Below are 22,119 nucleotides of genomic sequence, written 5' to 3'. Positions count from 1 at the left end.
GAATTTTTCATGTGCGATAAGTGTTAATCTGACATAGAAAAGTCCTCTTCGTACCTCATCGGATGACACCGTTTTTTTGATGGTTGTTTTTTTTGATTAGCGGCATTAATAAACTCTGGAAGGCACTCACAAACTATGTCGACGACCAGCGAGAGGAACCTTTTGCGAGTAATATTCCTGCTGCGAAACTTGCACAGTTGCTGTCCTGACGCAGAAGATTCCTCTTCGTACCTCATCGGAATGACACGTTTTTTTTAATGGGCAGCACTCACAAACGATGTCATCCCGAGTATCCCACCGGGCCTCACCCCCGAAAAAACAGGGATGACATTTGAAACCTGTAGGCTATTTTGAGCAGATAGGAAAAGTGCGCAAAAGCCTGACTGCACGCCGGGCCGGGTTTGGCCTGTGGGCGGAAGGATCGGGCAGTCTTGATTTTATTCACCTGTGTTTGTTTTTTTAAGGTGTTCATGAGCTCCCGACGGTCGGTTTATTCATCTATTTTTTGTTTTTCAAGGTATTCATGAGGTCGCTTTCGCTTAGTTTTGGTTACTTTTTGTATCAAGACAAAACTGCGTTAGCAATCATTCACACCAAAAACAAACAAGAGTGAATAACGTAACAAGCCCTTCACGAGGCGATTGAGCGTGCCGATGATCTAAATTATGAATACTGATTATCTGAGCAAAGATAGCACATTGATAATCAGCGCACCGAATATGACGCATACTTACCGCTTTTAGAAGATCCCTCCTCCCGTCGGGATGACATGATGGAGGGAAGTTTAGTTTTGACAATCAATAACTTACATAGGTGCCATTATAAGTAATGGACCCGGCCAACTGAAAAAAAATAGGGATGACGTTTGAACCTTATAGATTACCAAGCGCAGATAGGAAAAGTGCGCAAAAGCCCGACTGCACGCCGGGCCGGGAGTTGGCCTTGCGGGGGGAAGGATCGGGCAGTCTTGACTTTTTGGTTACTTTTGTGTCAAGACAAAAGTAACAGCCCTTCCCGCGGCGATTGAGCGGGCCGATGCTATAAGTTAAGAATACTGATTTTTAAAGCAAAATACACATACTGATAATCAACTACTTACATAGACTTCATTATAAGGAGGAAACTTTTATACCCCGTTTTCTTAAAAGGCACCTTTCCCAGTAATTGAATACCAACCTGAGCAAAGACACCGACCGAGGTTTTCACTACCCTAAATCCCTTGGGCAATTACAAAACCACTGGCCCAGGCCCATTGAAAATTATAGCCGCCCAGCCAGCCGGTAACATCAACACATTCGCCGCCAAAGTACAGGCCCGGTATTTTTTTTGATTCGAGGGTTTTGGATGATAGCTCATCTGTTGATACACCACCACGCATTACCTCCGCCTTATCATAACCCTTATCACCGGCAGGTTTCACTTTAAAATGATGAATCAGATTATTGATATTTTCCATATCCTGCTTATTTAATGTGGCCAGATTTTTCTCTATCGGCAGGTATTTAGCCAGCGCCTCGGCAAATTTACGGGTATACAAACTGGCCAATAAGCCACCTAAGGGTCGCTTGCCATTCTGTAGGCGCTCCGCCTCTATTAGTTCCAGCACATTTTGATGCGGCAGCATATCCAGCTCAATCCACTGGCCCGGCCGCCAGTAAGACGAGATCTGCAAAATAGCGGGGCCGCTTAAACCCCAATGCGTAAACAGGATGTTTTCTTCAAAGCTGATCTGATCGTTAGATACCCGGCAGAATATGCTATTGCCCGATAGCTGCTCATACCATTCCTGGTCTTTCCCGGTAATGGTTAGCGGCACCAGGGCAGGTGCTGTTTCTGTAACCCGCAAACCCAACTTACGCGCTGTACGCAGGCCGAAGTCGGTGGCACCCATTTTAGCGATAGGCAATCCGCCCGAGGCTATAACTACTTTGGGCGTATGCAAGGTCTCTTCCCTGCCATCACGTTCAAAGGTGATAGCAAAGCCACCCATAACCTGATCTATCGCTTTCACTTCGGCATTGCACCATATTTCTTGCTCCAACTCCCGGCACAAACCGGTAAACAGGTTTACAATATCTTTGGCACTATCGCTCACCGGGAAAAGCTGGCCCAGGGTTTTCTCTTTACCTTCAATCCCGTAGGTTTCAAAAAATATGACGGTATCCTCAACCGACCATTGCGAAAATGCCGATTTACAGAAATGTGGGTTAGCGGATATAAATTGCATATCGGTAGCGTACATATTGGTATAGTTACAGCGACCACCACCGCTGATCAATATTTTAGCACCGGGCTTTTCGGTTTTCTCCAATATCAATGTACGTTTACCTAAAAATCCGGCCTGTACGGCACACATCAGTCCGCAGGCACCACCGCCAATAATTATAGCGTCGAAATGGGTTTGTTTTATTAAATTTGCAGTCATGGGCGAAGTTTCGCAAATATCAGAATTCGGCAAGATACTTATCTTTTTAATTACCGGTTTTTTGCTGGTAGGCATCACTTTATTTGTTAACAGGTTAATAGCTCCCCATAACCCCACACCCGAGAAACTAACATCGTACGAGTGTGGCGAAGAACCGGAAGGGAACTCATGGATTCAGTTTAACCCCAAATTTTATGTGATAGCCCTTGTTTTTTTATTATTTGATGTGGAGATGGTATTCATTTTTCCATGGGCAACCGTATTTGGCAATCACGAAATTATAAAAGCTACACCAACCTGGGGATGGTTCAGCCTGGCAGAGATGTTCATTTTTATAGGAATATTGATTTTAGGCTTGGTTTATGTTTGGGTAAAAGGAGATTTGGATTGGATTAAAGCCAAACCCATAACACCTACTGTTGATACTAAAATTCCGCAATCGCTGTACCAAAAATTAAACCTTCAGCAAAGCGGCTACCAGGTAAAACCATTTACAATGGAAGCTGAGATTGTTAAAGAACCTGTCTCTGCACCGGCCACCGCCACCCAGCCGCGTAAACCCATGTTTAAAGCAACCTTTAAAAAGCCCGAAAATGAGTAACGATATAACTAACGAAGGCGGCGGCATTATTGTAACCAAACTGGACGACCTGATGAACTGGTCGCGCTTGTCATCGCTGTGGCCCCTCAGTTTCGGTATAGCTTGCTGCGCCATTGAAATGATGGGCTCCATGGCATCAACTTATGATTTGGATAGGTTTGGTGTTTTCCCACGCCCATCAGCCCGCCAGGCGGATGTGATCATTATAGCCGGCACGGTAACCTTCAAAATGGCCGAACGCATTAAGCGCTTATATGAACAAATGCCCGAACCTAAATATGTGATCTCGATGGGCTCATGCTCCAACTGTGGCGGCCCCTATTGGCAACACGGCTACCACGTAGTAAAAGGTGTTGACCGGATAATTCCGGTTGATATATACGTGCAGGGCTGCCCCCCACGCCCCGAAGCTTTAATTGGCGGGATATTAGAACTGCAAAAAAAGATTGAAGGAGAACATTTAATGAGGGATAAAGGCGCGGTTACCGCCTGAGGAAAAAAATATAAAAAAAGCCCCAATGCCTCATTCGGCATTGGGGCTTTTTTATTGATGAAATTTGCGTTATTACTTGGTGGCTGGTTCCAATACAGCGTTTATACCATTAACTACACCGTTAGTACCTTGCAAATCATACAAAGTTACCTCGGCAATATGGCCTTCTGGGTCGGTAAGCTGTAATGTACTTTTGGGGCTAACGGATAACTTTAATTCTTCTCCATCAACCGTAGGTAGGGTTGCTTTACCTTTACCCGCTGTTAACGCCTTTATAATTTCGGCTTTGCCGTATTTGCCGTTAACTACATGTACCTTTAAAACACTTGCCAGTTTAGCGGTGTCTTTCATCAGGCTATCCAATTTACCTGCTGGTAATTTTGCAAAAGCAGCATTATTAGGTGCAAATATGGTATATGGACCGGATCCTGTAAGTGATGCATCTAAATTGGCAGCTTTTGCAGCCAATGCGGTAGTTGAATAATCCGAATTGCTTGACAAGGTTTTAACTACATTACCTGTGGCTGTAGCTGTTTCAGTAGTGGTAGCTTGCTTAGAAGTATCTTTAGTTGTGGTTTGTGCAAACGCATGGTTTACAAACAAACTCACCGATAACGAAGCTGCTAATATTAAAATGGACTTTTTCATGATTGATAATTTAATTTATGATTCACAAATAGTTAATAATATGTAGCTTTCTATCTTATAAATTTTACTTAGGTGATACCTTTTGTCGTTTTACTAAAAATCTAAACGCATTTTATGAAAGTATGTTGGCAAATAAATGGCATTTCACTTCAACAAACTGAATATCAGGATAAAAAAAACACTTAAAAAAGAAGGATTGAGCAGATGAGGTGCTTATCTGCTCAATATTTTACGGCGGTCTTCAACAATGTATCTCACCAGCGCCTGTACAAGGTAGGCGTTCCAATCGTTTAAAAAACTAAGGCTTTTATTTTGTTTGGGGTTATTTTTGTTGTGGATTACAAAGTAAGTGCGGTAACAGCTAATGCTGATCTGGTTGTAATGCAGGTTTTTGTTCTTGTCCCAGGTGATACCATCGGGATTGAAGGTGAGCTCGGATAAATTAAAGGTCTGGCCCATCTCATACAACTCAACATACAATTGCAGATGGCTCGAAAAATATTTACAATACACGTGATCAATAATTGCAGACCAAATTTCGTCGTACTTTTGATTGCGGATATTATAAACACTCGTTAGCTTGATTGTCGTGATGGCTCCGTTTTGATGTTTTAATTCAACAATAAATTGCCTGCCTAAAACGAAATAAATTCCCCTGATCCATTTTATACCGAGCCTGAAGGCAACCATATCTTCGACCGCAATAAATTGCCGTTCATCAAAGATGAATGGTTTTTCAATCACCAGGCCATCAAATTTTAAAATGAGCCGTTTACATATCCTGTTACTTAACAGCTCAGGAATTTCAATTATATGCTCGTGCTCATTCATCAAAATAAAAATAATAAAAAACGCGGGATTTGATCATATAAAGCCGTAAAATTAACGTAATTTAACAACGTAGCCCTGCTTTTGATATTGCCAGATTGCGCTCTGATACCGAATTATTTTTCAGTAGTTTAAATTGATCGTATTTCCGATCAAATACCATAAGTCAAAGCGTTAAGCTCTATACTTTGGTCGCTTTATATATTTGTCATAAGCCAGGGAAACTAACTTGAATTTTACGGCATTTGCTTAGTTGATGTTGACTAAATAGCCATACTAAAAATCTTAAACAAAGCCACATTGTCGATTACTGATTGATAAAGAATTTAGGGTTTTTGAAAGATTTGCCCTAAACTTGTATCATCAAATGAAAGCGTTTTACGGAGATCTGAAATTAGGAATATTAGGCGGCGGCCAATTAGGCCGGATGCTGATACAGCAGGCCATTAATTACAATGTAAACATTAAGGTTCTGGATCCTGACAGGGAGGCCCCTTGCCGCAAACTCTGCAATGAATTTGTGGTAGGCTCCTTAGGCGATTACGAAACTGTATATAATTTTGGTAAAAAAGTCGACCTGCTCACCATCGAAATAGAAAAAGTAAATGTTGACGCCCTGGAGCAACTTGAGCGCGAAGGTGTGATAGTTTATCCTCAACCGCGCATCATTCGGCTCATACAGGATAAAGGGCTGCAAAAGCAGTTTTTTAAAGAAAACGATATTCCTACTGCGCCTTTTATGGTGATTAGCTCCGCCGATCAGCTTAAGCAAAGTCCATTTCCATATCCATATATTCAAAAATTACGCCGCGATGGTTATGATGGCAAAGGTGTTTACAGGGTAACTGATGAAACATACTTGCATAAAGCCTTTACCGAACCAAGCATTATTGAGGAACTGGTTGACTTTGAAAAAGAAATAGCAGTTATTGTTGCCAGGAATGAAAAAGGAGAGGTGAACACTTTCCCAGTGGTTGAAATGGAGTTTAACCCGCAAGCTAACCTGGTTGAATTTTTAATATCCCCTTCTACCCTGCCCTTTGAAATACAGCAAAAGGCCGACCTGATTGCAAGAAAGATAGCCGAAAGTTTGAAAATTGTAGGCTTACTCGCCGTTGAGCTATTTTTAACCAGAGATGGGGAAATATTAGTTAATGAAGTTGCTCCACGCCCCCACAACAGCGGCCATCAAACTATTGAAGGTAACATGGTATCGCAGTTTGAGCAGCATTTACGTGCCATATTTAACCAGCCATTAGGCGATACCGCCAGCATTAACAACGCCATTATGGTTAACCTGCTGGGCGAACAGGATTACGAAGGACCAGCAGTTTATAAAGGTATGGAGCAGGTATTAAAATGCCCGGGAGTATACGTACATTTATACGGCAAGGCACTCACCAAGCCTTTTAGAAAAATGGGCCATGTAACTATTGTAGATGCCGACCGCGGTAAAGCTATTGAGAAAGCAAAATTTGTACAGGATACGCTGAAAGTGATTGCTTGATTAAGTTAGAAGCAAGAGGCGAGAACAAGGAAGCAAGTGAGCAGCTATACATTAGTGATAGTCAATTGCCTTTGCGAGGAACAAATCCGGCCAGCCGTAAAAAAATACGGATGACGTTTGAACCTTATAGATTACCAAGCGCAGAAGGAAAGCGCGCAAAAGCCCGACTGCACGCCGGCCCGGGCTTGGCCTGCGGGTGGAAGGATCGGGCACAGTCCAAAGCCCCCTATAAACCGCGTAGCGCTCATGCACACAAAAAAAATGAACACAGTGCATAATTTCCCCCGGTAGGGGAGACTTTTTAGGCCCTCCCTACCGAGGAGGGTTGGGTGGGGCTTCTTCCCGTGGCGATTGAGCGGGCCGATGTTCTAAATTAAGAATACTGATTATAGGAGCAATAGTATGCGAATTGACAATCAACAATTTAAACAAGCGCAATGATAAGCTGCATCAAAAAACGCCTCGTACAGGGCCATGCCGCACGTCCTTCGACAGGCTCAGGATGACAGCTTTCGCGCACAAAAAAAGGGCGTGTCATACTGAGTACGGCTCCAGCTTTAAATTACGAATAGTAATTTTTGGAGCAAAATATACAAATTGATAATCAGCAACTTAAGAAAAAGTCATTATAGTGAAGATATGCTGATATACTCATTATCATCAATAACTTAAATTACAATGACCACATTCTTAATAACTCAACAACCCGATAACACCATAAACAACCAACAATGATAAAAGTAGGAATCATCATGGGCAGCAAATCCGATCTTCCCGTTATGCAGGACGCCGCCAATGTATTAAAAGAATTAGGCGTTGATTTTGAACTCACGGTAGTATCTGCACACCGTACACCCGATAGGATGTTTGCCTATGCCCGCGGCGCTGCCGAACGTGGTTTAAAAGTAATTATCGCGGGTGCCGGCGGTGCGGCACATCTGCCCGGTATGGTAGCCTCGCTAACCCATTTGCCGGTGATAGGCGTCCCGATTAAATCAAGCAACTCTATCGACGGCTGGGATTCTGTATTGTCCATTCTGCAAATGCCTAACGGCATCCCGGTGGCTACGGTTGCGCTAAATGCCGCTAAGAACGCGGGTATATTGGCCGCCCAGATAATATCTACCGCCGATGACGCCATCGTTCAAAACCTGATCAGCTATAAAAATTCGCTTAGAGAAAAAGTTGAAGAATCGGCGGAGGAAATGAAAAGAGACGGGTTATTTACAGGTTTTTAAGCCTCCCGCACATCAAAAGCGGATAGGGCATCACTCCTATCCGCTTCAAAAAACTAACACCCGGAAATTTGCTTCCTTATTTTCTGACTCCCTTGATCACAAGCTCCTATTTACCTAATAAACCATCCAATGTAATGGATGCGTAATACAAGGCGCCTAATGTTGGGCCACCGGCATACTGGATATAGCGCTTGTTAAACAGATCAGTACCGCCCACTTTAAAGGTGGCGTTATATTCGGGTACACGAATGGTAACCTGAGCATCAAAAGTATGGATGGCCGGTACAGTTCCGGTTACCAGCGGGCTCTCCCACAAAAAGGATTGCTGCCACTTATAAACAACGTTGAAACCTAAATTTTTAATAATTTCACGATTACCAAAAGACAAGTTGGTTGACCACTGCGGCGTGTTAAAGCCTGTTACAAAAATATCCGTTGAGCTTTGCGATTCCATTTTGTTGAAGCTGGCGTTACCCGATACGGTATACTTTTTATAAAAGTTATAGGTAATACCTACAGAAGAGCCATAATTGTTATAAATATTTTTGGCATTGGTGTATACACGGTACCGGCTCTGGCCCGCACTTGCAGCGTTGGTTGATGTTGCGGTAGTAGGGTCGCGGTTAACATCAAGCATAGCCAATACCGCAGCATCCGTACCAACAGTAGCTCCATTGGGTACATAAACTTGCACCTGGCCTAAAAAGCCATTATAGCGGTTAGTATAAGCGTCGATATCAAAAAATACTTTGTTGTCTACAAAGTTACCTTTGTAGCCTACCTCGTATGATGTGATCTGCTCAGGGCGTGCTTTTGGTAAATCAGCAACTTGTAATAAGTTCCTGTTGGCTAAAGCGGTTGCGTCTGTACCGCTCGCGCTACCTGCAGCGGCGTTAACCGCAGCGTTAAAAGTAGCTACAGACGCCTGGGTATAGCTATTCCCTAAATAGTTCAATCCGTCGTTAATAAAAGGCAAACTGCCTACCCGTTTCACCCGACCGTTGTTTACGTAGGATAAAGCCTCAAACAATGACGGGAAGCGGTAACCCTCCTGGAAAGTAAACCTGAAACTATGGTTTTCGTTAACGCTGTAAACCGCCGCTAAGCGGGGGGTAAATTTAGGATCGAAGTACGGGTTATAATCAAAGCGTACCGAGCCAAATAATTTCAGTTTATCATCAAAAAATGTTTTGGTAACCTGGGTAAAGGCGCCAAACTTTTTATAGTAAACATCCTTACCATAGCTGCCATCAGCCAGCGGCGTATTTCTATCGGCTATGGGGCGGCTAAAATCAACAAAGTTATTGCCATCGGGGATGATCTGGTAAACACGTGCATCGCCCCCAACCAACAGGTCAAATATTTTTACCTTATCTGTCAAATCCCACTGTGCTTCGCCATTGTACATCCGGCTTTGCTGTACCAATGCCGCTCCACCGGTAACCGGCGCATTAGGTATCAGGCTCGATTTAATATCCCAGTTATTAATGCCGACGATCGTTTTTTTCAACTCATTAAAAGCTGCGGTGCCGGGTTCAACACGGCCGGCATCTGCTGCAGCGCGTGCAGCCACGGTAGCATCAGCAAGATTTGCCGATGTTAACGAACCGCCATGCGCATTCCCATAAGCTATCAAGGCACTTTTATAGGTAGCTGCCCATACCGAGTTGCTCGCATGGTTCAGGTCGAGATTATCGGCCAACGGTTTTACGTTGTAAGAATCCCCGGTATTCTCCAGCGATACATATCCTCTCACCAAAAAATTCTTGCCCTTTAACTCCACCTTATGGTTTTGTACGGTAGCACCGTTCAGGGCTATTTTATTCCCCCGTTGAAAAACACCATCCATCGTTCCAAAGCGGTAAGAGTAGGATATTTCGGTTGTTGGGTTTAATTTGTAAGCAAAACCGGCGTCAAATTTCAGATTTGACACTTTGGGATCCACCAGGTCGACTTCGTTATAGCCAGTACGAGCTACGGTTAAAGTTGGCCTCGCCACGCCATTAACAGTAATACCTTTAATAGCTACTGTATTGCTGCCTGCAAGCGCATCGTCACCATATTTATTCCAGCCATCATAAGCGGCGTTAGCACCGTTCAGTTCAGGATAAAGCGGGTTGGCGGTTTTAAGATTATTAGGGTTTTGATCGGCAATAGTATTTGATTGCCAATCCTGCCCCTGTAAATAGCTTACATTCACTTTAAAAGCAAATTTATCATTAAAAGCCCTGGCATACCTAAAGGCGTCTTCGGTGAGTACGCTCGGGCGGATACCAATCCCATCAACATGGTTTACACCTGTACGATGATAAAAACTTAAACCCTGGTATTTAAACGGATCTTTAGTAATTAAGTTAGCCAAGCCGTTAAGGGCGTTCATTCCGTAAAGGGCAGAAGCTGCACCGGGCGTAATTTCAATACTGGCAATATCCAGCTCGGTTGGGCCAATGGCATTGCCAAGCGGCACACCTAAAGTAGCCGACTGCATGTCAACACCATCAACCAATTGCATAAACCGGAAGTTGTTAGGGCTGTTAAAGCCGCGTGTATTAGGTACTTTTAATGTTAAACTTGATGTAGTCATCTGTACACCCTTTACATTTTCCAAGGCATCGTAAAAGCTCGGAGCAGGTGAGTTTTTTAGTGCACGGATATCTAATTTCTCGATAGCTACCGGTGAGCGCATTAGTTTTTCTTCCTTGCGGGATGCGGTAACAACAACCTCGTTAACCAATAAAGATTGGGTTGATAATTGCACATTTAGCTTACTGTTTGCGCTTTTAATATAAAACTCCTGCGGCTGAAAACCAACGGCCGTAAAAACCAGGGTATAAGGAAGTTTGATATTGGTTGTTAATGAAAATTTGCCATTAATATCGGTAGCCGTAGCATTACCAGTACCCTTTATTTTAACGGTAGCACCAATGAGCGCTTGCCCATGTTCATCGTTAACCTGGCCGCTTAGTATATATGACCCGTTAAGTTGGGCGTACGTTAGTGCTGGTAGCAGCAGTGCAAAAAAGAGCACACTAATTTTTAAAGCTTTAGTAAAAATATTCATGAATTTTATTTGAGGTTTAATTAAACTGATTGAATTTTTAAGTTATGCGTCGTTGTCATCAGCAACAACATGTAGCAGTGGAGCTCCGCATGTTGGGCATAATTGATGTTGGCAAAAATGTTATATACATAAAGTCTATAGGATTAATAGACAAATATATCAACAGCATGCTATTGGTCCAAATATTTTGGAAATTATTATGTATATATGCTAATAAATAAAATAAATCCGGTAAGGCAGATGGAATATCCGAACGAAATTGATTATAAAATCAATAGATACCTGCAGTTCCTCATAAAAATGCTGAACATATTTCAGTTGTCGCTGTCAGCTTTTATAAATGCGTTGACCGCTAAGTTTTACTCTGCCACCTGTAGTAAAATAGGCAGAGCACTTATAATTTTAACGTTAGGCTTATATAAGGCGTCGTGAAAATTTGTACATCGCGGCAGCTAAAAAGTACTATGGTGTTATTACAATAACTACCAATCACAACAGTAGCGTCCTGTAACCGTATGATAAAAGATTCGAGAAATGTACTGGTCTGTAATAATTTATCCTCTAAACAGTCTTTTCTGGTGGGCCGTAAAATTTTAAACCCATAATGCCGACGATAATCATGATGATAAAGCAAAATTCAACCACAGATATTTTTTGTTTAAAATAAAGCAGTTCAATTAATTTCAAAACAACAATAGTCATGGCTGTCCAAACGGAATAAGCTGTTGAGTTGCTGAGTGACTTTAACGCCAGCGAAAAAAAGAAGATATTGCCTACTCCAAAAATGATGTACCCTAACAGAGGAATCAATGCCGGAAGGCCACCATCCATTTTGTAAAAGTTATCAAACCGAATCGTTTTCAGGTTTGTCAGGCTAAAATACTTAACTGAATAAGTCCATAGGGCCTCAAATAACGAAGCGATTAACAAAAATAACCAGCGCAAGATGTATGTATTTTAGTAAACATTTATTAACTAACTAACCTGCAAGATATAAAATTGTTTTAAACATCCTGTAATTCGGGCTGTGCGGAATAATCAGCCTGCTTAACCTGTGGCGATTGGGTAGTTGGGGTAGTTGGTTTTGAACCGAATAGCTTTTTAAAATAGTTCATGATATCAGGCCTTAAATTATAATAGCGCTTAAACCATTTGTATTTTAATAAGCCTTGTTCATCAAACCTTTTTACCGAAAAAGCATGTTGCAAAAAGTAATCGCGCGGAAAATCATAATGTAAGCCCCAGTTTTCAGGTTCGTTACCTGGTTTATGGCCGGGGAAATAAACGGTACCAAATAAATAATCCCAGATGGCAAATTTGGTGGAAAAATTAGCGTGGAAAACTTCCTGGTAATTGGCATGGTGCCATAAGTGCAACTCGGGCGAATTGATCAGGTATTTTAATTTACCCATTTTAACGTTGATGTTGGCATGGATAAACATCCCCATGGTGGCGTCGATCATCGCCTTGATAGGCACCACAACAGAATCCGGCCCCAACAGGATAATGATAGGTGCAAACTCGATGGTTTGGTTGATAATGATCTCGACCGCATGCGAGCGTGATCCGGCCATAAAATCGACGTGTTTGCCGGAGTGATGAGCTTCGTGCGTACGCCAGAAAAACTTGCTGTAATGTTGAAAGCGGTGAAACAGGTAGATATAAAAATCGTGGGTTACCACAAAAAAAGTAACCTGTAACCACAACGGCCATGCCTGGAATGCCTGTACGCCATCCCAGTGCACGTGTTGCTGTATAGGTGCTATAATGTAATCAAAGATGAGAATCTTTAAAAAGAAACTCTGGATCAGCGTGTACCAAACCAGGTCGACCCAAAAACCGTCACGAAAAAATGGAAGCCCCTTGCGGTAGGGAGCTATACGCTCCCAGGCTATCATCAAAGCAATCCAACATACTAAAATGATGGTGGTTACCATCGTTACGTGCTGCAAATGTTCGTTAGGTCCGCTCATCTGTATTATATTATATTATATTATTTAACTTCACTTGGTGTATTGATATTTACACGCAGCCTTTTCATTGGGCCAATTTCAGATTCGTAAACTTTCTTGATACCGTCGCCCATCGCAATTTCAATATCGCGGATATCTCGTACTAAACGGTGAAAGCCCTGTGGCTCAACAGATGCTGCGTGGTCAGATCCCCACATGGCACGATCAAGCGTAAAATGGCGTTCCACAAATGTAGCACCCATAACTGCCGCAGCAACGGTAGTGGCCAGGCCGGTTTCGTGACCGGAATAGCCTATCGGAGCCTCTGGGTATTTAGCTGACAGGGTTGGTATCATTTTCAAATTCAGCTCTTCTGGCTTGCAGGGATAGGCTGAAGTTGAATGTGCAAGCATTACAGGATACTCAGGATTAAAATCGTAAACCAATTTCATCGCGTCTTCGATCTCCTGTATGGTTGACATACCCGATGATAACATTAACGGACGGCCGGTAGCTAATATTTTCTCGATCAACGGAAAATCAGTTAACGATGCTGATGCCAGTTTGTATACCGGTGTATCAAATTGTTCCATAAAATCAACAGCTTCTACATCCCAGGTAGATACAAACCAATCTATACCGGCTTGTTTGCAGTAAGCATCAATTTCACTGTACTCGTCAAAACCAAATTCGGTTTTTCGTTTGTAGTTGATGTAGCTCATACGGCCCCAGGGGGTATCGCGCATAATTTCCCATTGATCCTTTGGTACGCAGATCTCGGGAGTACGTTTTTGAAACTTTACCGCATCTACTTTTGCAGCAACAGCCTCGTCAATTAACTTTTTTGCAATATCAAGCGATCCATTGTGGTTTATACCGATTTCGGCAATAATGTAACAAGGTTCTCCCGGGCCTATTTTACGCCCAGTGTTTAAACTGATAGTTTTACTCATTTTAGTTTTTATTACTATTTGATTGAACCGAAATTATTAATTCGGCAAATTCTCTGAAACATCCTTTGCCACCATCTGCCTGGCAAACATAATCTACTTTATCCCGCACAAAAAATAATCCGTCTGCAGGGCTGGCGGTAAAGCCCACCATAGCCATAATTTCCAGATCATTGGCATCATCACCGATGTAGGCAATTTGCGAAGCATCCAAACTCAGGCTGCTCATGATGTGCTGCAAAACTGCAGGTTTATCTTTAATACCCAGGTACAACTGGCTTATCTTTAACTTCTCGGCGCGTTTAGCTACAGATGGCGATAGTTCGCCGGTTATAATACCGGTTTCAATACCCGCCAGTTTGCGCAAACGCTCCACGCCCATGCCATCGCGGATGTTGAATTTCTTCAACACCTCCCCTGCCTCGCCGTAATAAACGCCGGCATCGGTTAATACGCCATCGCAATCAGTTATCAGCATGCGTACTTTAAGTACCTTTTGCTTTTGCTCCTCGCTGAGGCTGTTCATCGGGTCGGCAGTGCTTATCTGTGGTTTATTTTCTGTCATCAGTATCGTTATATGGCTGTCCAGCCGCCGTCAACCACCAAATTAGCGCCCGTCATGTAAGCCGAAGCATCACTTGCTAAAAACACCAGGGCACCCTGGTAATCATCAGCCTTAGCCATACGGCCCAATAGGGTTTTGGCAGAGTAGTTGCCCACAAAAAATTCATCCTGGCTATTCTCTACCCCTCCTGGCGACAGGGTGTTAACCCTTACGCCTTTGTTACCCCAGTAAGCAGCTAAAAACCTGGTAAAATTAATTACCGCACCTTTGGTAACCGGGTATGCTGCCGATTTAAAGAATGTTTGCTCGCCGCATGAATTACGGTAGATACTTTGGTCGGGCCCAACCATACCGTAAGTTGAGGCCACATTGATAATGCTGCCGCTACCCTGATTAGCCATTACGGTACCCAATATCTGTGAGCATAAAAACACCCCGGTAACATTTACATCCAGCGATTTTTGAAAAGCATCCAGCGGATAGTTTTCAAACGCCGAAAGATCCTTAGCCATAGCCGGGTTTTCAAACATATCATTAATGGCGGCATTATTGACCAGCACATCAATTGAATCATATTTGGCAACAATTTGATCTCTTGCCACTTTTAACGATTCGGCACTGGTAACATCCACACCCAAACCTAAATGTTGCGCCCCCAACTCAGAAGCGAACATCTTAGCATATTCTTCGTTGATATCGGCAACTACCACATTGGCACCTGCGTGCGCCAGGGCCTCGCAATGTTTTTTGCCTATCAAACCTAAAGCACCGGTTACTACCGCTGTTTTATCTTTTAGTGAAAACAAGTCCATTTAAACCGTCGCTTTTTTGGGTTTAATGTTATAATCGCTCACCTTACGGAAAACAGCTTCTAATACTTCGCCCTTCAGGTATGATTTTACGTTTCCGCTTTCAATAGCTTCTTTCATAATAGGCATTACATCGCGGTATGCCGATAATGTATAAGCGATATCCTCATCACTATGGCTAAAGCACATATTATGGAAACCGGCCCAAAGTACACCGCGTTTAATCATTTCCTGCTGCATTAAAGCTTTCACCTCTAAACCGTTACCGGCATCAGGGGTAAAGGTTACCATGGAGCGGCAGTTATAACCAACACAACGGGTGTATTTATCCATACCGGTTTCAATAGCTACCTGGTTGTAGCCATCTTTAATTACGGCACCTTTTTCATCTAAATATTGAGGCACATTTTTATCGCGCAGCTCATTGATGGTAGCGATAGAAGCCGCAAGCGACAAAGTTTCGCCGCCGAAAGTTGTATAACTGAAAACTTCTGAATTAAACAGGTCCATCACGTCTTTGCGGCCTGTTAATATGGCTATTGGCATACCATTGGCGCAAGCTTTTGAGTATACGGCCAAATCTGGCTTAACATCAAAATACTCCTGAGCGCCGCCGATAGCGATACGGAAGCCAGTCCACATTTCATCAAAAATTAGCAAGGTGCCATTGGCTTTGCACACTTCGGCCAATTCTTTTAAAAAGCCCGGTTTAGGCGCTTCAAAAATAAAGGGCTCCAATATTAAAGCGGCAACGGTTTCATCCAATGCTTCTTTGATGGATTCGATATTGTTATAATCGAAGGTATAAGTCATGTTTTGGATAGCCTCGGGGATACCTGCGTTACGACTTGTAACACCGATATACCAATCGTGCCAGCCATGGTAACCGCAGCAAAACACAGTTTCGCGACCGGTAAACGCACGCGCTACACGGATAGCTGCCGAACAAACATCGGCACCTGTTTTTGATATTTTTACAGCCTCGGCGTTAGGGATAATTGATTGGATCAGTTCAGAAAATTCAACTTCCAATGGGTGCATTAACGAAAAAGTAATACCCTCTTCTAATTGCTTTTTGATAGCCTCATCAACCGCCGGGTAAGCGTAACCTAAAGATATTGGCCCAATAGCGGCATTAAAATCAATATATTCGTTACCATCCACATCCCATACGTGCGAACCTTTACCCTTTTGGATATATTTTGGCGCCACACCTTTAGTCCATTGGCCGGGGCCCTTGGCTAAAGTTTGCGTAACAGGTGCCTGCACTTTTAAAGCGCGTTCATACAGTTCGTCGGACTTGATAATTACCGGATAATCGGCGTTGAATTTTATGGTATTTGGCATTTTTTGAGGTTGAAATATTAAAATTTATAAACATTAATTTACTACTCGGCAAACTCCGGAGTAGCAATTACTGGCTGTACAGCATTAGTAGTATAGCCCAGTATCTTTTCGGCAATTTGCTTGCCTGTGAAGCCTTCGTATTCCAACACGGCGGGTAACAACGCTGGCTTAAACCATTTGCCATCCAAACCGTAAGGCATTACCTTGGCTGTGGTTTGATGTTTTAATAAGGTTTCTGCAACAATACTGTACAAGCCACCAGTATTAAAGTGATCTTCCAATGTAACCAGCAGGTTTGATGTTTGCGCCGCTTTTAAAATGGCCTGCTCATCAACCGGTTTCAGGCTGCGCATGTTGATTAAACCTACAGACAAGCCATGGTCTTTCAATATTTGTGTAGCAATTAAAGCTTGCTCAAACAATAAACCATAAGTTAATATGGTTACATCTGCTCCTTCGGCAACTACTTCGGCCTTGCCTATTTCAAACGGTGTGTGGTTATAAGTACCCGGACGGGTGTTGATACGCACGTATGCCGGATTTGGAGAATGCCATATCGTTGGTAACATACCTACCAGGTCCTGCTCATCCGCAGCGGCGAAAACAGTAACGTTAGGGATACCACGCATAATAGAAATATCCTCGATAGCCTGGTGCGTTGGGCCGTTACCATCCGACAAAAAGCCAGGGATAAATGAGCTTAGCTTTACAGGCAGGTTAGGGATACCCGCATCGGTGCGGATAAACTCGAAGGCGCGCATGCTTAAAAAAGTAGCCAGTGCGTGTAAAACGGGGATACGGCCACGTAAAGCCAGGCCTGCGGCAGCGCCAACCATGGTTTGCTCGGTAATGCCGGTATCAACAAAACGTTTACCTAATTTAGCGGGTAAGTTTCTTACCAGGGCACGGTTCTCGGCTGTCATTACAACAAAACGGTCGTCTTCCAGGGCAAGCTTGGTCAATAATTCTTCGTACGACATATTATCTTACTACTAATGTTTCTGATGTTAATTCTGTTACTTCCTCTCCGGCCAGTTCTTTTAACAACGATTCTACCTCGTCGTGCGTAAAATTACAGAACCAGCGGTCGGCCCGGGCCTCAATACTTGGCAAGCCTTTACCACGCACGGTATCCGCTATAACCACATTGAGTTTGCCTTCCTGGAAAGGATAAGCCGTGAATGCTTCGCGTAGCGCTTCAAAGCTGTGTCCGTCAATTCGCTTAACGGCGGCGCCAAAGGCGGTAAATTTATCGTGAAGGGGTTCTAAAGGGATCAGCTCTTCGGTAGGCATATTAGCCTGGAACTTGTTACGGTCAATCACAAAAATCAGGTTATCCAGTTTATGCGCGTTAGCTACCAATATGGCCTCCCAGCACGAGCCTTCGTTTAACTCACCATCACCTAAAATACAAACTACCTTATTGCTGCCACCGCGCATTTTGATATCCAATGCCACACCTAAAGCTACTGATGGTAAATGGCCCAAAGAGCCTGAGTGAAACTCGATACCATCAATTTTAGTGTTAGGGTGCCAGTAAATATGATCGGAAGTTGACAGATGGTTTTTCAATCTTTCGGGATCCATTAAACCGATTTCGGCAAAAGTGCCGTACAGGGCAGGTACATCGTGCCCTTTGGAAAGAAACAGATAATCGCGGTTTGGGTCGTCCAGATTATCTTTATTGATATTTAAAAATTCGGCGTACAGGTAAACAATCAGGTCGGCAGCTGATAAAGAAGCCCCTACAAAGCACCCGCCATCGGTTGACATGCGGATAATATGCTGGCGAACCTTAAATGCTATATCCTTTAAATTATTCATATATAAAAACGATTATGTTAATTGAACTAACAGTTCGGCAAAGATAGCAAGAATGTTACTGTTTTGTTAATGATTTTGTGTTTTGGGCGCCTACCGTTTTCAATTCGTCAAGATGATTACGATACCAGTTAACACCGGCGTAATCGGCGTTGATTTGGTAAATTTCGGGCTTGCTGCTCAATAACGTCAATATATCATCGCACGAAAAATTGTGTTTTGCAGGGTATAGTTCCTCGAAAACACGGTTGATAAACTGGTAGTCGGCAGGATAGTCGATAGTAAACCGGTGCGACATGGAATAATCCAAACCGGTTGACCATGTTACATTAGCAATTTTAAACTGACCGGGGTTTTCCCAAATATAAGGTGTGGTGTGTTCCAGCTCCAGGGGCCGGGTAGCTTCCTTCCACGTTTTTTCAAGGCAGGGCATCGTCATAATCTCTACATCGTTGCCGTCCGGAAATGTTGCCGGGTGCAGGTTGCTTACAAAATCGTATTCGCCTTGGTGTTCAAAATAAAAATCAAGTGCTTCATCAATAATGCGCGGATCAATCAGCGGGCAATCGGAAGGAATTTTAATAACGATACCGGCATCATATTTCTTGCCTGCCTGGTAATGCCTGTCGAGGCAGTTATCCAGGCTGCCACGGTAACAAGGTACACCTATCCGCAGGGCCTCCGCCTCTATCGCGTCATCCTGACCATCGGTTGAAGTGGCAATTACAAGAGTAGCCTGATGGCTGATCATTTGCAGCCGCTCAATCATCCTGTAAAGCAAAGTCTCACCTAATATGGGCAGCAATACCTTGCCCGGGAGGCGACTGGAAGACATACGCGCCTGAACTACGATAACTGTTTTATCTAAAGCCTGATCCATATTGCTTATGCAGATGCTGCCTTTAATATGGAACTATCAGTATATTTGAACAGCACGGGGCGAAATTTAAATTTCTTGGCAAAATCTTCTTTGGCTCCTTTAAATTCGGCAAAGCTCCGGCAAACATTGGCAATATTTCTTGATGAGGTACCTCCATTTTGGATAGGTGCCAAACGCTTCAGATCGTCAATATTAAAATAAGAATGAACTTTTTTACCTAAGGCGATGCCGGTATATACAACGGTTGAATACTGTGTGATCAACTCTTCGCAATTGGCTATCATCTCGTTGGTATTACCCGCCTGAAAGATCATCGTGTTAGCCGGTGCATACTTTTTTATTTCGGCCTGAGCCCGTGCAAATTTTTCGTTGGGATGCAACTTAAACAACATCGGCCTTCCGTTTGCAATAGCCACCGCCCTCTTGATGAATGCCGGCCTGTTTTCAAAGCGATAGGTTTCGCGCATATCTGTAGTTGCTACCATAACATAACCGTGGTAAGGAAAGTCGTTATTGGTGAACTGTTGTAGGTTATCATAATTAGGCATGCCCGTCACGATGATTTTTTCGGCATCGGTACCCGACTCTTCAAAATAGTTTTTATAACCCGGAGAAGCGGTGCAATACACATCGCATATATTGGACGAGCCGTTGAGCGATGTATCGCAACTGAGCCAAAGCGGAAGGCCAAGTGCCTTAACTACCTTGCTTTTTACATTAAACTTATCTACCATACCCTCCTGCACCCAAACGGTTTTGGTATTGGTCATCCTTTTGGGGATGATGAGGTCTGAGCAAAACACAACCAGATCGTAATCATGTTTTTCGGCGCGATAATCTATCTGGAGATTATGGCTCCTGAGGTAGCATTCGGACTTTTCTTTAAAATTGTTTCCAAGGGCGCTGCCATTGATAATGGTGGTGTGCTTTAAAGCGGTATTAATAATTGGCGAATCTGTAAACAGATGGCTAAACCAACAATCGTACTCCGGCAATTCTCTCGAAATCTGATGCATCTGAATCGTTTGATTCGGCGATCCGGTAGTAAATAATATTTTCTTTCGCATTCCTACGCTTCGGTATAAAATTTTATTAGTTTACAAAAATAGAAAATAGCTCGTCGTATTTCACATCAATAACTGATTATTAACCAATATTTGACATTAATTTAATATACGGCAATTGCAATTTTAATAATATGAACGCAATTATTACCCTTTTTCATCAATAGAAACTTTAAATTTAAAACATAATTAACAATTTCATATTAATTATTTTAATTATTTTGATGGACATGGGCTTTCAGGTCCTTGGGGGCACTTTCCGCATAGTTAAATTTATAAAGCATCAGGAAACCTAAAGAGGAAAAAGCACACATTACCCCTAACACCCACCATAACATAGGATAGCCCGAATAGCTAATTACCTGACTACCGATTGTTGGCGCCATAATTTGCGCGGCCGACCACGACATGGAATACAAGGCTGCATATTGGCCGCGATTGTAGGCTGTTGTACGGACGATCCAAAAAGAATTAATAAAAGGCATGCTCATAATTTCGCCAATGGTGATGGCTATGACTACCAAAATGGCAACCCATACAGAGGCCGGTAAAATATTCAATATTACAAAACCTACCCCCACCATCATTACGCCAATGCTGATATAGCGCAAGGGATGGCGCTTACCATCCAGGTTGTGGATCAGGATCATTTCTATCACACAAATTAACACGCCATTCAGTGCCATTAAAAAACCGATAAAACGTTCGCTAAAATGCCATTGAGTTTTATAAAAAACCGGCTGCATGCTAAATAATTGAAAAAAGCAGGTGGCAAATACTACAACAAGCCCTATAAATAGCAGGTAAACATGATCTCTATAAGGCGATGATGCACGTTGAAGATCGGCATTGTTGTGATGATGCTTAACTGTTTTAACCCGGGGCATTAATTTAAGCAGCATAATGGCAGCCAGCATATTGGTACAACCATCAACCCAAAACAACAAATGGTAATTGATTGATGCCAAAAAACCGCCGATAGCGCCGCCAAATGCCCAACCCAGATTAACAGCCAGGCGATTGAGCGAATACGACCGGGTTTTATTATCATCGGTACTGTAATAGGCTATTGCGGTACTGTTTGCCGGCCTGAAGGAATCGTTACAAACACTCAAAACAAACGTGCCCATGGCCAGTGTTAAAAATGTTTTTTGAAAACCCAACAGGATGAAGAACAGCCCACCGGCAAACAGGGCGAATACCTGAAGATCGTAAAAGCCGATCTTATCTGTTATTTTACCACCGATAAAGCCACCGGTGATTGATCCCAATCCAAAAATCGCCATAATGTACCCGGCCTGCGTTATGCTGAAATGCAGTTGCTGGGTACAATAGATGGTAATAAAGGGCACAACCATGGTACCGCTCCGGTTAATAAACATCACCAAACTTAAGTACCAGCTGCTGCGGGATAAACCACTATAGGCGTTTTTGTAGAGTTGAAGTAACATTTTAAATGTGCAAATGTGTGGTGTGCGGATGTGCAAATTATCAAGCCGCTGTTAAGTTTATGCTATGCAAATACGAAATACTCTAAATAATTGATTATCACTATATTTAAACAAAAATTCATCGAGAGGCACGAAGGAACCTATAATAATTCGATCCGTTTTGCAATTTGCTCTGTATAGTATAGAGATTGCTTCGTCGTACTCCTCAATGACAAGTTTAGTTTGTGAGCCAGGCATCGTACAGATTCCTCTTCAAAAACACCTCGTACTGGGCCATGCCGCACGTCCTTCGACAGGCTTATAATGACATCTATGTAAGTTATTGATTGTCAATGTTAAATTTCTCTCCATCATATCGTCCCGACGGGAGGAGGGATCTTCTAAAAGCGGTAAGTATGCGTCATATTCGGTGCGCTGATTATCAATGTGCTATCTTTGCTCAGATAATCAGTATTCATAATTTAGAACATCGGCACGCT

At 42.9% G+C, this 22,119-nt stretch carries 19 protein-coding genes; 4 read left to right on the top strand and 15 right to left on the bottom strand.

The window, feature by feature from the left end:
• Window positions 1-1,210 precede the first annotated feature (1,210 nt).
• A complete protein-coding gene (locus tag MUCPA_RS32250; protein WP_008512404.1) occupies window positions 1,211-2,425 on the bottom strand; it encodes a BaiN/RdsA family NAD(P)/FAD-dependent oxidoreductase in 1,215 nt (404 codons plus the stop codon).
• Here MUCPA_RS32250 and MUCPA_RS32245 point away from each other — a divergent pair.
• Together MUCPA_RS32245 and MUCPA_RS32240 are read left to right on the top strand one after the other, a co-directional pair.
• Window positions 2,424-3,026 (top strand): NADH-quinone oxidoreductase subunit A, encoded by a 603-nt coding sequence (locus tag MUCPA_RS32245; RefSeq protein ID WP_040626756.1) that lies wholly within the window; start codon window positions 2,424-2,426, stop codon window positions 3,024-3,026. The two genes, MUCPA_RS32250 and MUCPA_RS32245, sit on opposite strands and share 2 nt — an antisense overlap.
• Window positions 3,019-3,519, top strand: a complete 501-nt coding sequence (locus MUCPA_RS32240; protein ID WP_008512402.1) for an NADH-quinone oxidoreductase subunit B — start codon at window positions 3,019-3,021, stop codon at window positions 3,517-3,519. Before MUCPA_RS32245 ends, MUCPA_RS32240 begins: the two co-directional genes overlap by 8 nt.
• A gap of 72 nt (window positions 3,520-3,591) precedes the next feature.
• Here the strand turns inward: MUCPA_RS32240 and MUCPA_RS32235 are convergent, their stop codons facing one another.
• A complete protein-coding gene (locus MUCPA_RS32235) occupies window positions 3,592-4,167 on the bottom strand; it encodes a fasciclin domain-containing protein (protein ID WP_008512401.1) in 576 nt (191 codons plus the stop codon).
• 213 nt (window positions 4,168-4,380) lie between these two features.
• On the bottom strand, window positions 4,381-4,998 hold the full coding sequence (locus MUCPA_RS32230; protein WP_008512400.1) for a hypothetical protein: 618 nt from the start codon (window positions 4,996-4,998) through the stop codon (window positions 4,381-4,383).
• Window positions 4,999-5,362: 364 nt separating this feature from the next.
• Here MUCPA_RS32230 and MUCPA_RS32225 point away from each other — a divergent pair, with 364 nt between their 5' ends.
• Both MUCPA_RS32225 and purE read left to right on the top strand, forming a co-directional pair.
• Window positions 5,363-6,502, top strand: a complete 1,140-nt coding sequence (locus MUCPA_RS32225) for a 5-(carboxyamino)imidazole ribonucleotide synthase (RefSeq protein ID WP_008512398.1) — start codon at window positions 5,363-5,365, stop codon at window positions 6,500-6,502.
• Between the two features lie 731 nt (window positions 6,503-7,233).
• Window positions 7,234-7,740 carry a 5-(carboxyamino)imidazole ribonucleotide mutase gene (purE, locus tag MUCPA_RS32215; protein WP_008512396.1) on the top strand — a complete coding sequence of 169 codons (507 nt, stop codon included), beginning with the start codon at window positions 7,234-7,236 and terminating at the stop codon, window positions 7,738-7,740.
• Between the two features lie 106 nt (window positions 7,741-7,846).
• Here purE and MUCPA_RS32210 read toward each other — a convergent pair whose 3' ends face one another.
• The 12 genes from MUCPA_RS32210 to MUCPA_RS32150 form a co-directional block, all read right to left on the bottom strand.
• Window positions 7,847-10,801, bottom strand: a complete 2,955-nt coding sequence (locus tag MUCPA_RS32210) for a TonB-dependent receptor (protein ID WP_008512395.1) — start codon at window positions 10,799-10,801, stop codon at window positions 7,847-7,849.
• A 561-nt stretch (window positions 10,802-11,362) separates the two neighbouring features.
• On the bottom strand, window positions 11,363-11,746 hold the full coding sequence (locus MUCPA_RS32200; RefSeq protein ID WP_008512390.1) for a DMT family transporter: 384 nt from the start codon (window positions 11,744-11,746) through the stop codon (window positions 11,363-11,365).
• A gap of 59 nt (window positions 11,747-11,805) precedes the next feature.
• A complete protein-coding gene (locus tag MUCPA_RS32195) occupies window positions 11,806-12,774 on the bottom strand; it encodes a sterol desaturase family protein (protein ID WP_008512387.1) in 969 nt (322 codons plus the stop codon).
• Between the two features lie 20 nt (window positions 12,775-12,794).
• Complete coding sequence (locus MUCPA_RS32190; RefSeq protein WP_008512385.1) at window positions 12,795-13,706, bottom strand: N-acetylneuraminate synthase family protein; 912 nt, start codon at window positions 13,704-13,706, stop codon at window positions 12,795-12,797.
• A 1-nt stretch (window position 13,707) separates the two neighbouring features.
• Window positions 13,708-14,268, bottom strand: coding sequence for a KdsC family phosphatase (locus MUCPA_RS32185; protein WP_008512383.1), 561 nt, complete (start codon window positions 14,266-14,268; stop codon window positions 13,708-13,710).
• 8 nt (window positions 14,269-14,276) lie between these two features.
• Window positions 14,277-15,080: an SDR family oxidoreductase gene (locus tag MUCPA_RS32180; RefSeq protein WP_008512381.1), complete on the bottom strand. Its 804-nt coding sequence runs from the start codon at window positions 15,078-15,080 to the stop codon at window positions 14,277-14,279.
• Window positions 15,081-16,424, bottom strand: coding sequence for an aminotransferase class III-fold pyridoxal phosphate-dependent enzyme (locus MUCPA_RS32175; protein ID WP_008512378.1), 1,344 nt, complete (start codon window positions 16,422-16,424; stop codon window positions 15,081-15,083). It lies immediately after the preceding gene.
• Between the two features lie 41 nt (window positions 16,425-16,465).
• Window positions 16,466-17,404, bottom strand: a complete 939-nt coding sequence (locus MUCPA_RS32170) for a transketolase family protein (protein WP_008512375.1) — start codon at window positions 17,402-17,404, stop codon at window positions 16,466-16,468.
• 1 nt (window position 17,405) lies between these two features.
• The gene (locus MUCPA_RS32165) at window positions 17,406-18,248 is read right to left on the bottom strand and encodes a transketolase (protein ID WP_008512373.1); all 843 of its coding nucleotides are present in this window, start codon (window positions 18,246-18,248) and stop codon (window positions 17,406-17,408) included.
• Window positions 18,249-18,303: 55 nt separating this feature from the next.
• Window positions 18,304-19,125 (bottom strand): cytidylyltransferase domain-containing protein, encoded by an 822-nt coding sequence (locus MUCPA_RS32160; RefSeq protein ID WP_008512371.1) that lies wholly within the window; start codon window positions 19,123-19,125, stop codon window positions 18,304-18,306.
• A gap of 5 nt (window positions 19,126-19,130) precedes the next feature.
• Complete coding sequence (locus MUCPA_RS32155) at window positions 19,131-20,192, bottom strand: hypothetical protein (RefSeq protein WP_008512368.1); 1,062 nt, start codon at window positions 20,190-20,192, stop codon at window positions 19,131-19,133.
• A gap of 209 nt (window positions 20,193-20,401) precedes the next feature.
• The gene (locus MUCPA_RS32150; protein ID WP_008512366.1) at window positions 20,402-21,640 is read right to left on the bottom strand and encodes an MDR family MFS transporter; all 1,239 of its coding nucleotides are present in this window, start codon (window positions 21,638-21,640) and stop codon (window positions 20,402-20,404) included.
• Window positions 21,641-22,119 lie beyond the last annotated feature (479 nt).

Source organism: Mucilaginibacter paludis DSM 18603 (genome assembly GCF_000166195.2).
GTDB classification, from domain to species: Bacteria; Bacteroidota; Bacteroidia; order Sphingobacteriales; family Sphingobacteriaceae; genus Mucilaginibacter; species Mucilaginibacter paludis.
This window is presented reverse-complemented; position numbering and strand designations above follow the sequence as displayed.

Excerpts from the sequence above, each read along its gene's own strand:
- MUCPA_RS32245 (WP_040626756.1), top strand. The coding sequence starts at position 2,424 with ATGGGCGAAGTTTCGCAAATATCAGAATTCGGCAAGATACTTATCTTT.
- MUCPA_RS32250 (WP_008512404.1), bottom strand. The coding sequence starts at position 2,425 with ATGACTGCAAATTTAATAAAACAAACCCATTTCGACGCTATAATTATT.
- MUCPA_RS32240 (WP_008512402.1), top strand. The coding sequence starts at position 3,019 with ATGAGTAACGATATAACTAACGAAGGCGGCGGCATTATTGTAACCAAA.
- MUCPA_RS32235 (WP_008512401.1), bottom strand. The coding sequence starts at position 4,167 with ATGAAAAAGTCCATTTTAATATTAGCAGCTTCGTTATCGGTGAGTTTG.
- MUCPA_RS32230 (WP_008512400.1), bottom strand. The coding sequence starts at position 4,998 with ATGAATGAGCACGAGCATATAATTGAAATTCCTGAGCTGTTAAGTAAC.
- MUCPA_RS32225 (WP_008512398.1), top strand. The coding sequence starts at position 5,363 with ATGAAAGCGTTTTACGGAGATCTGAAATTAGGAATATTAGGCGGCGGC.
- purE (WP_008512396.1), top strand. The coding sequence starts at position 7,234 with ATGATAAAAGTAGGAATCATCATGGGCAGCAAATCCGATCTTCCCGTT.
- MUCPA_RS32210 (WP_008512395.1), bottom strand. The coding sequence starts at position 10,801 with ATGAATATTTTTACTAAAGCTTTAAAAATTAGTGTGCTCTTTTTTGCA.
- MUCPA_RS32195 (WP_008512387.1), bottom strand. The coding sequence starts at position 12,774 with ATGAGCGGACCTAACGAACATTTGCAGCACGTAACGATGGTAACCACC.
- MUCPA_RS32190 (WP_008512385.1), bottom strand. The coding sequence starts at position 13,706 with ATGAGTAAAACTATCAGTTTAAACACTGGGCGTAAAATAGGCCCGGGA.
- MUCPA_RS32185 (WP_008512383.1), bottom strand. The coding sequence starts at position 14,268 with ATGACAGAAAATAAACCACAGATAAGCACTGCCGACCCGATGAACAGC.
- MUCPA_RS32180 (WP_008512381.1), bottom strand. The coding sequence starts at position 15,080 with ATGGACTTGTTTTCACTAAAAGATAAAACAGCGGTAGTAACCGGTGCT.
- MUCPA_RS32175 (WP_008512378.1), bottom strand. The coding sequence starts at position 16,424 with ATGCCAAATACCATAAAATTCAACGCCGATTATCCGGTAATTATCAAG.
- MUCPA_RS32170 (WP_008512375.1), bottom strand. The coding sequence starts at position 17,404 with ATGTCGTACGAAGAATTATTGACCAAGCTTGCCCTGGAAGACGACCGT.
- MUCPA_RS32165 (WP_008512373.1), bottom strand. The coding sequence starts at position 18,248 with ATGAATAATTTAAAGGATATAGCATTTAAGGTTCGCCAGCATATTATC.
- MUCPA_RS32160 (WP_008512371.1), bottom strand. The coding sequence starts at position 19,125 with ATGGATCAGGCTTTAGATAAAACAGTTATCGTAGTTCAGGCGCGTATG.
- MUCPA_RS32155 (WP_008512368.1), bottom strand. The coding sequence starts at position 20,192 with ATGCGAAAGAAAATATTATTTACTACCGGATCGCCGAATCAAACGATT.
- MUCPA_RS32150 (WP_008512366.1), bottom strand. The coding sequence starts at position 21,640 with ATGTTACTTCAACTCTACAAAAACGCCTATAGTGGTTTATCCCGCAGC.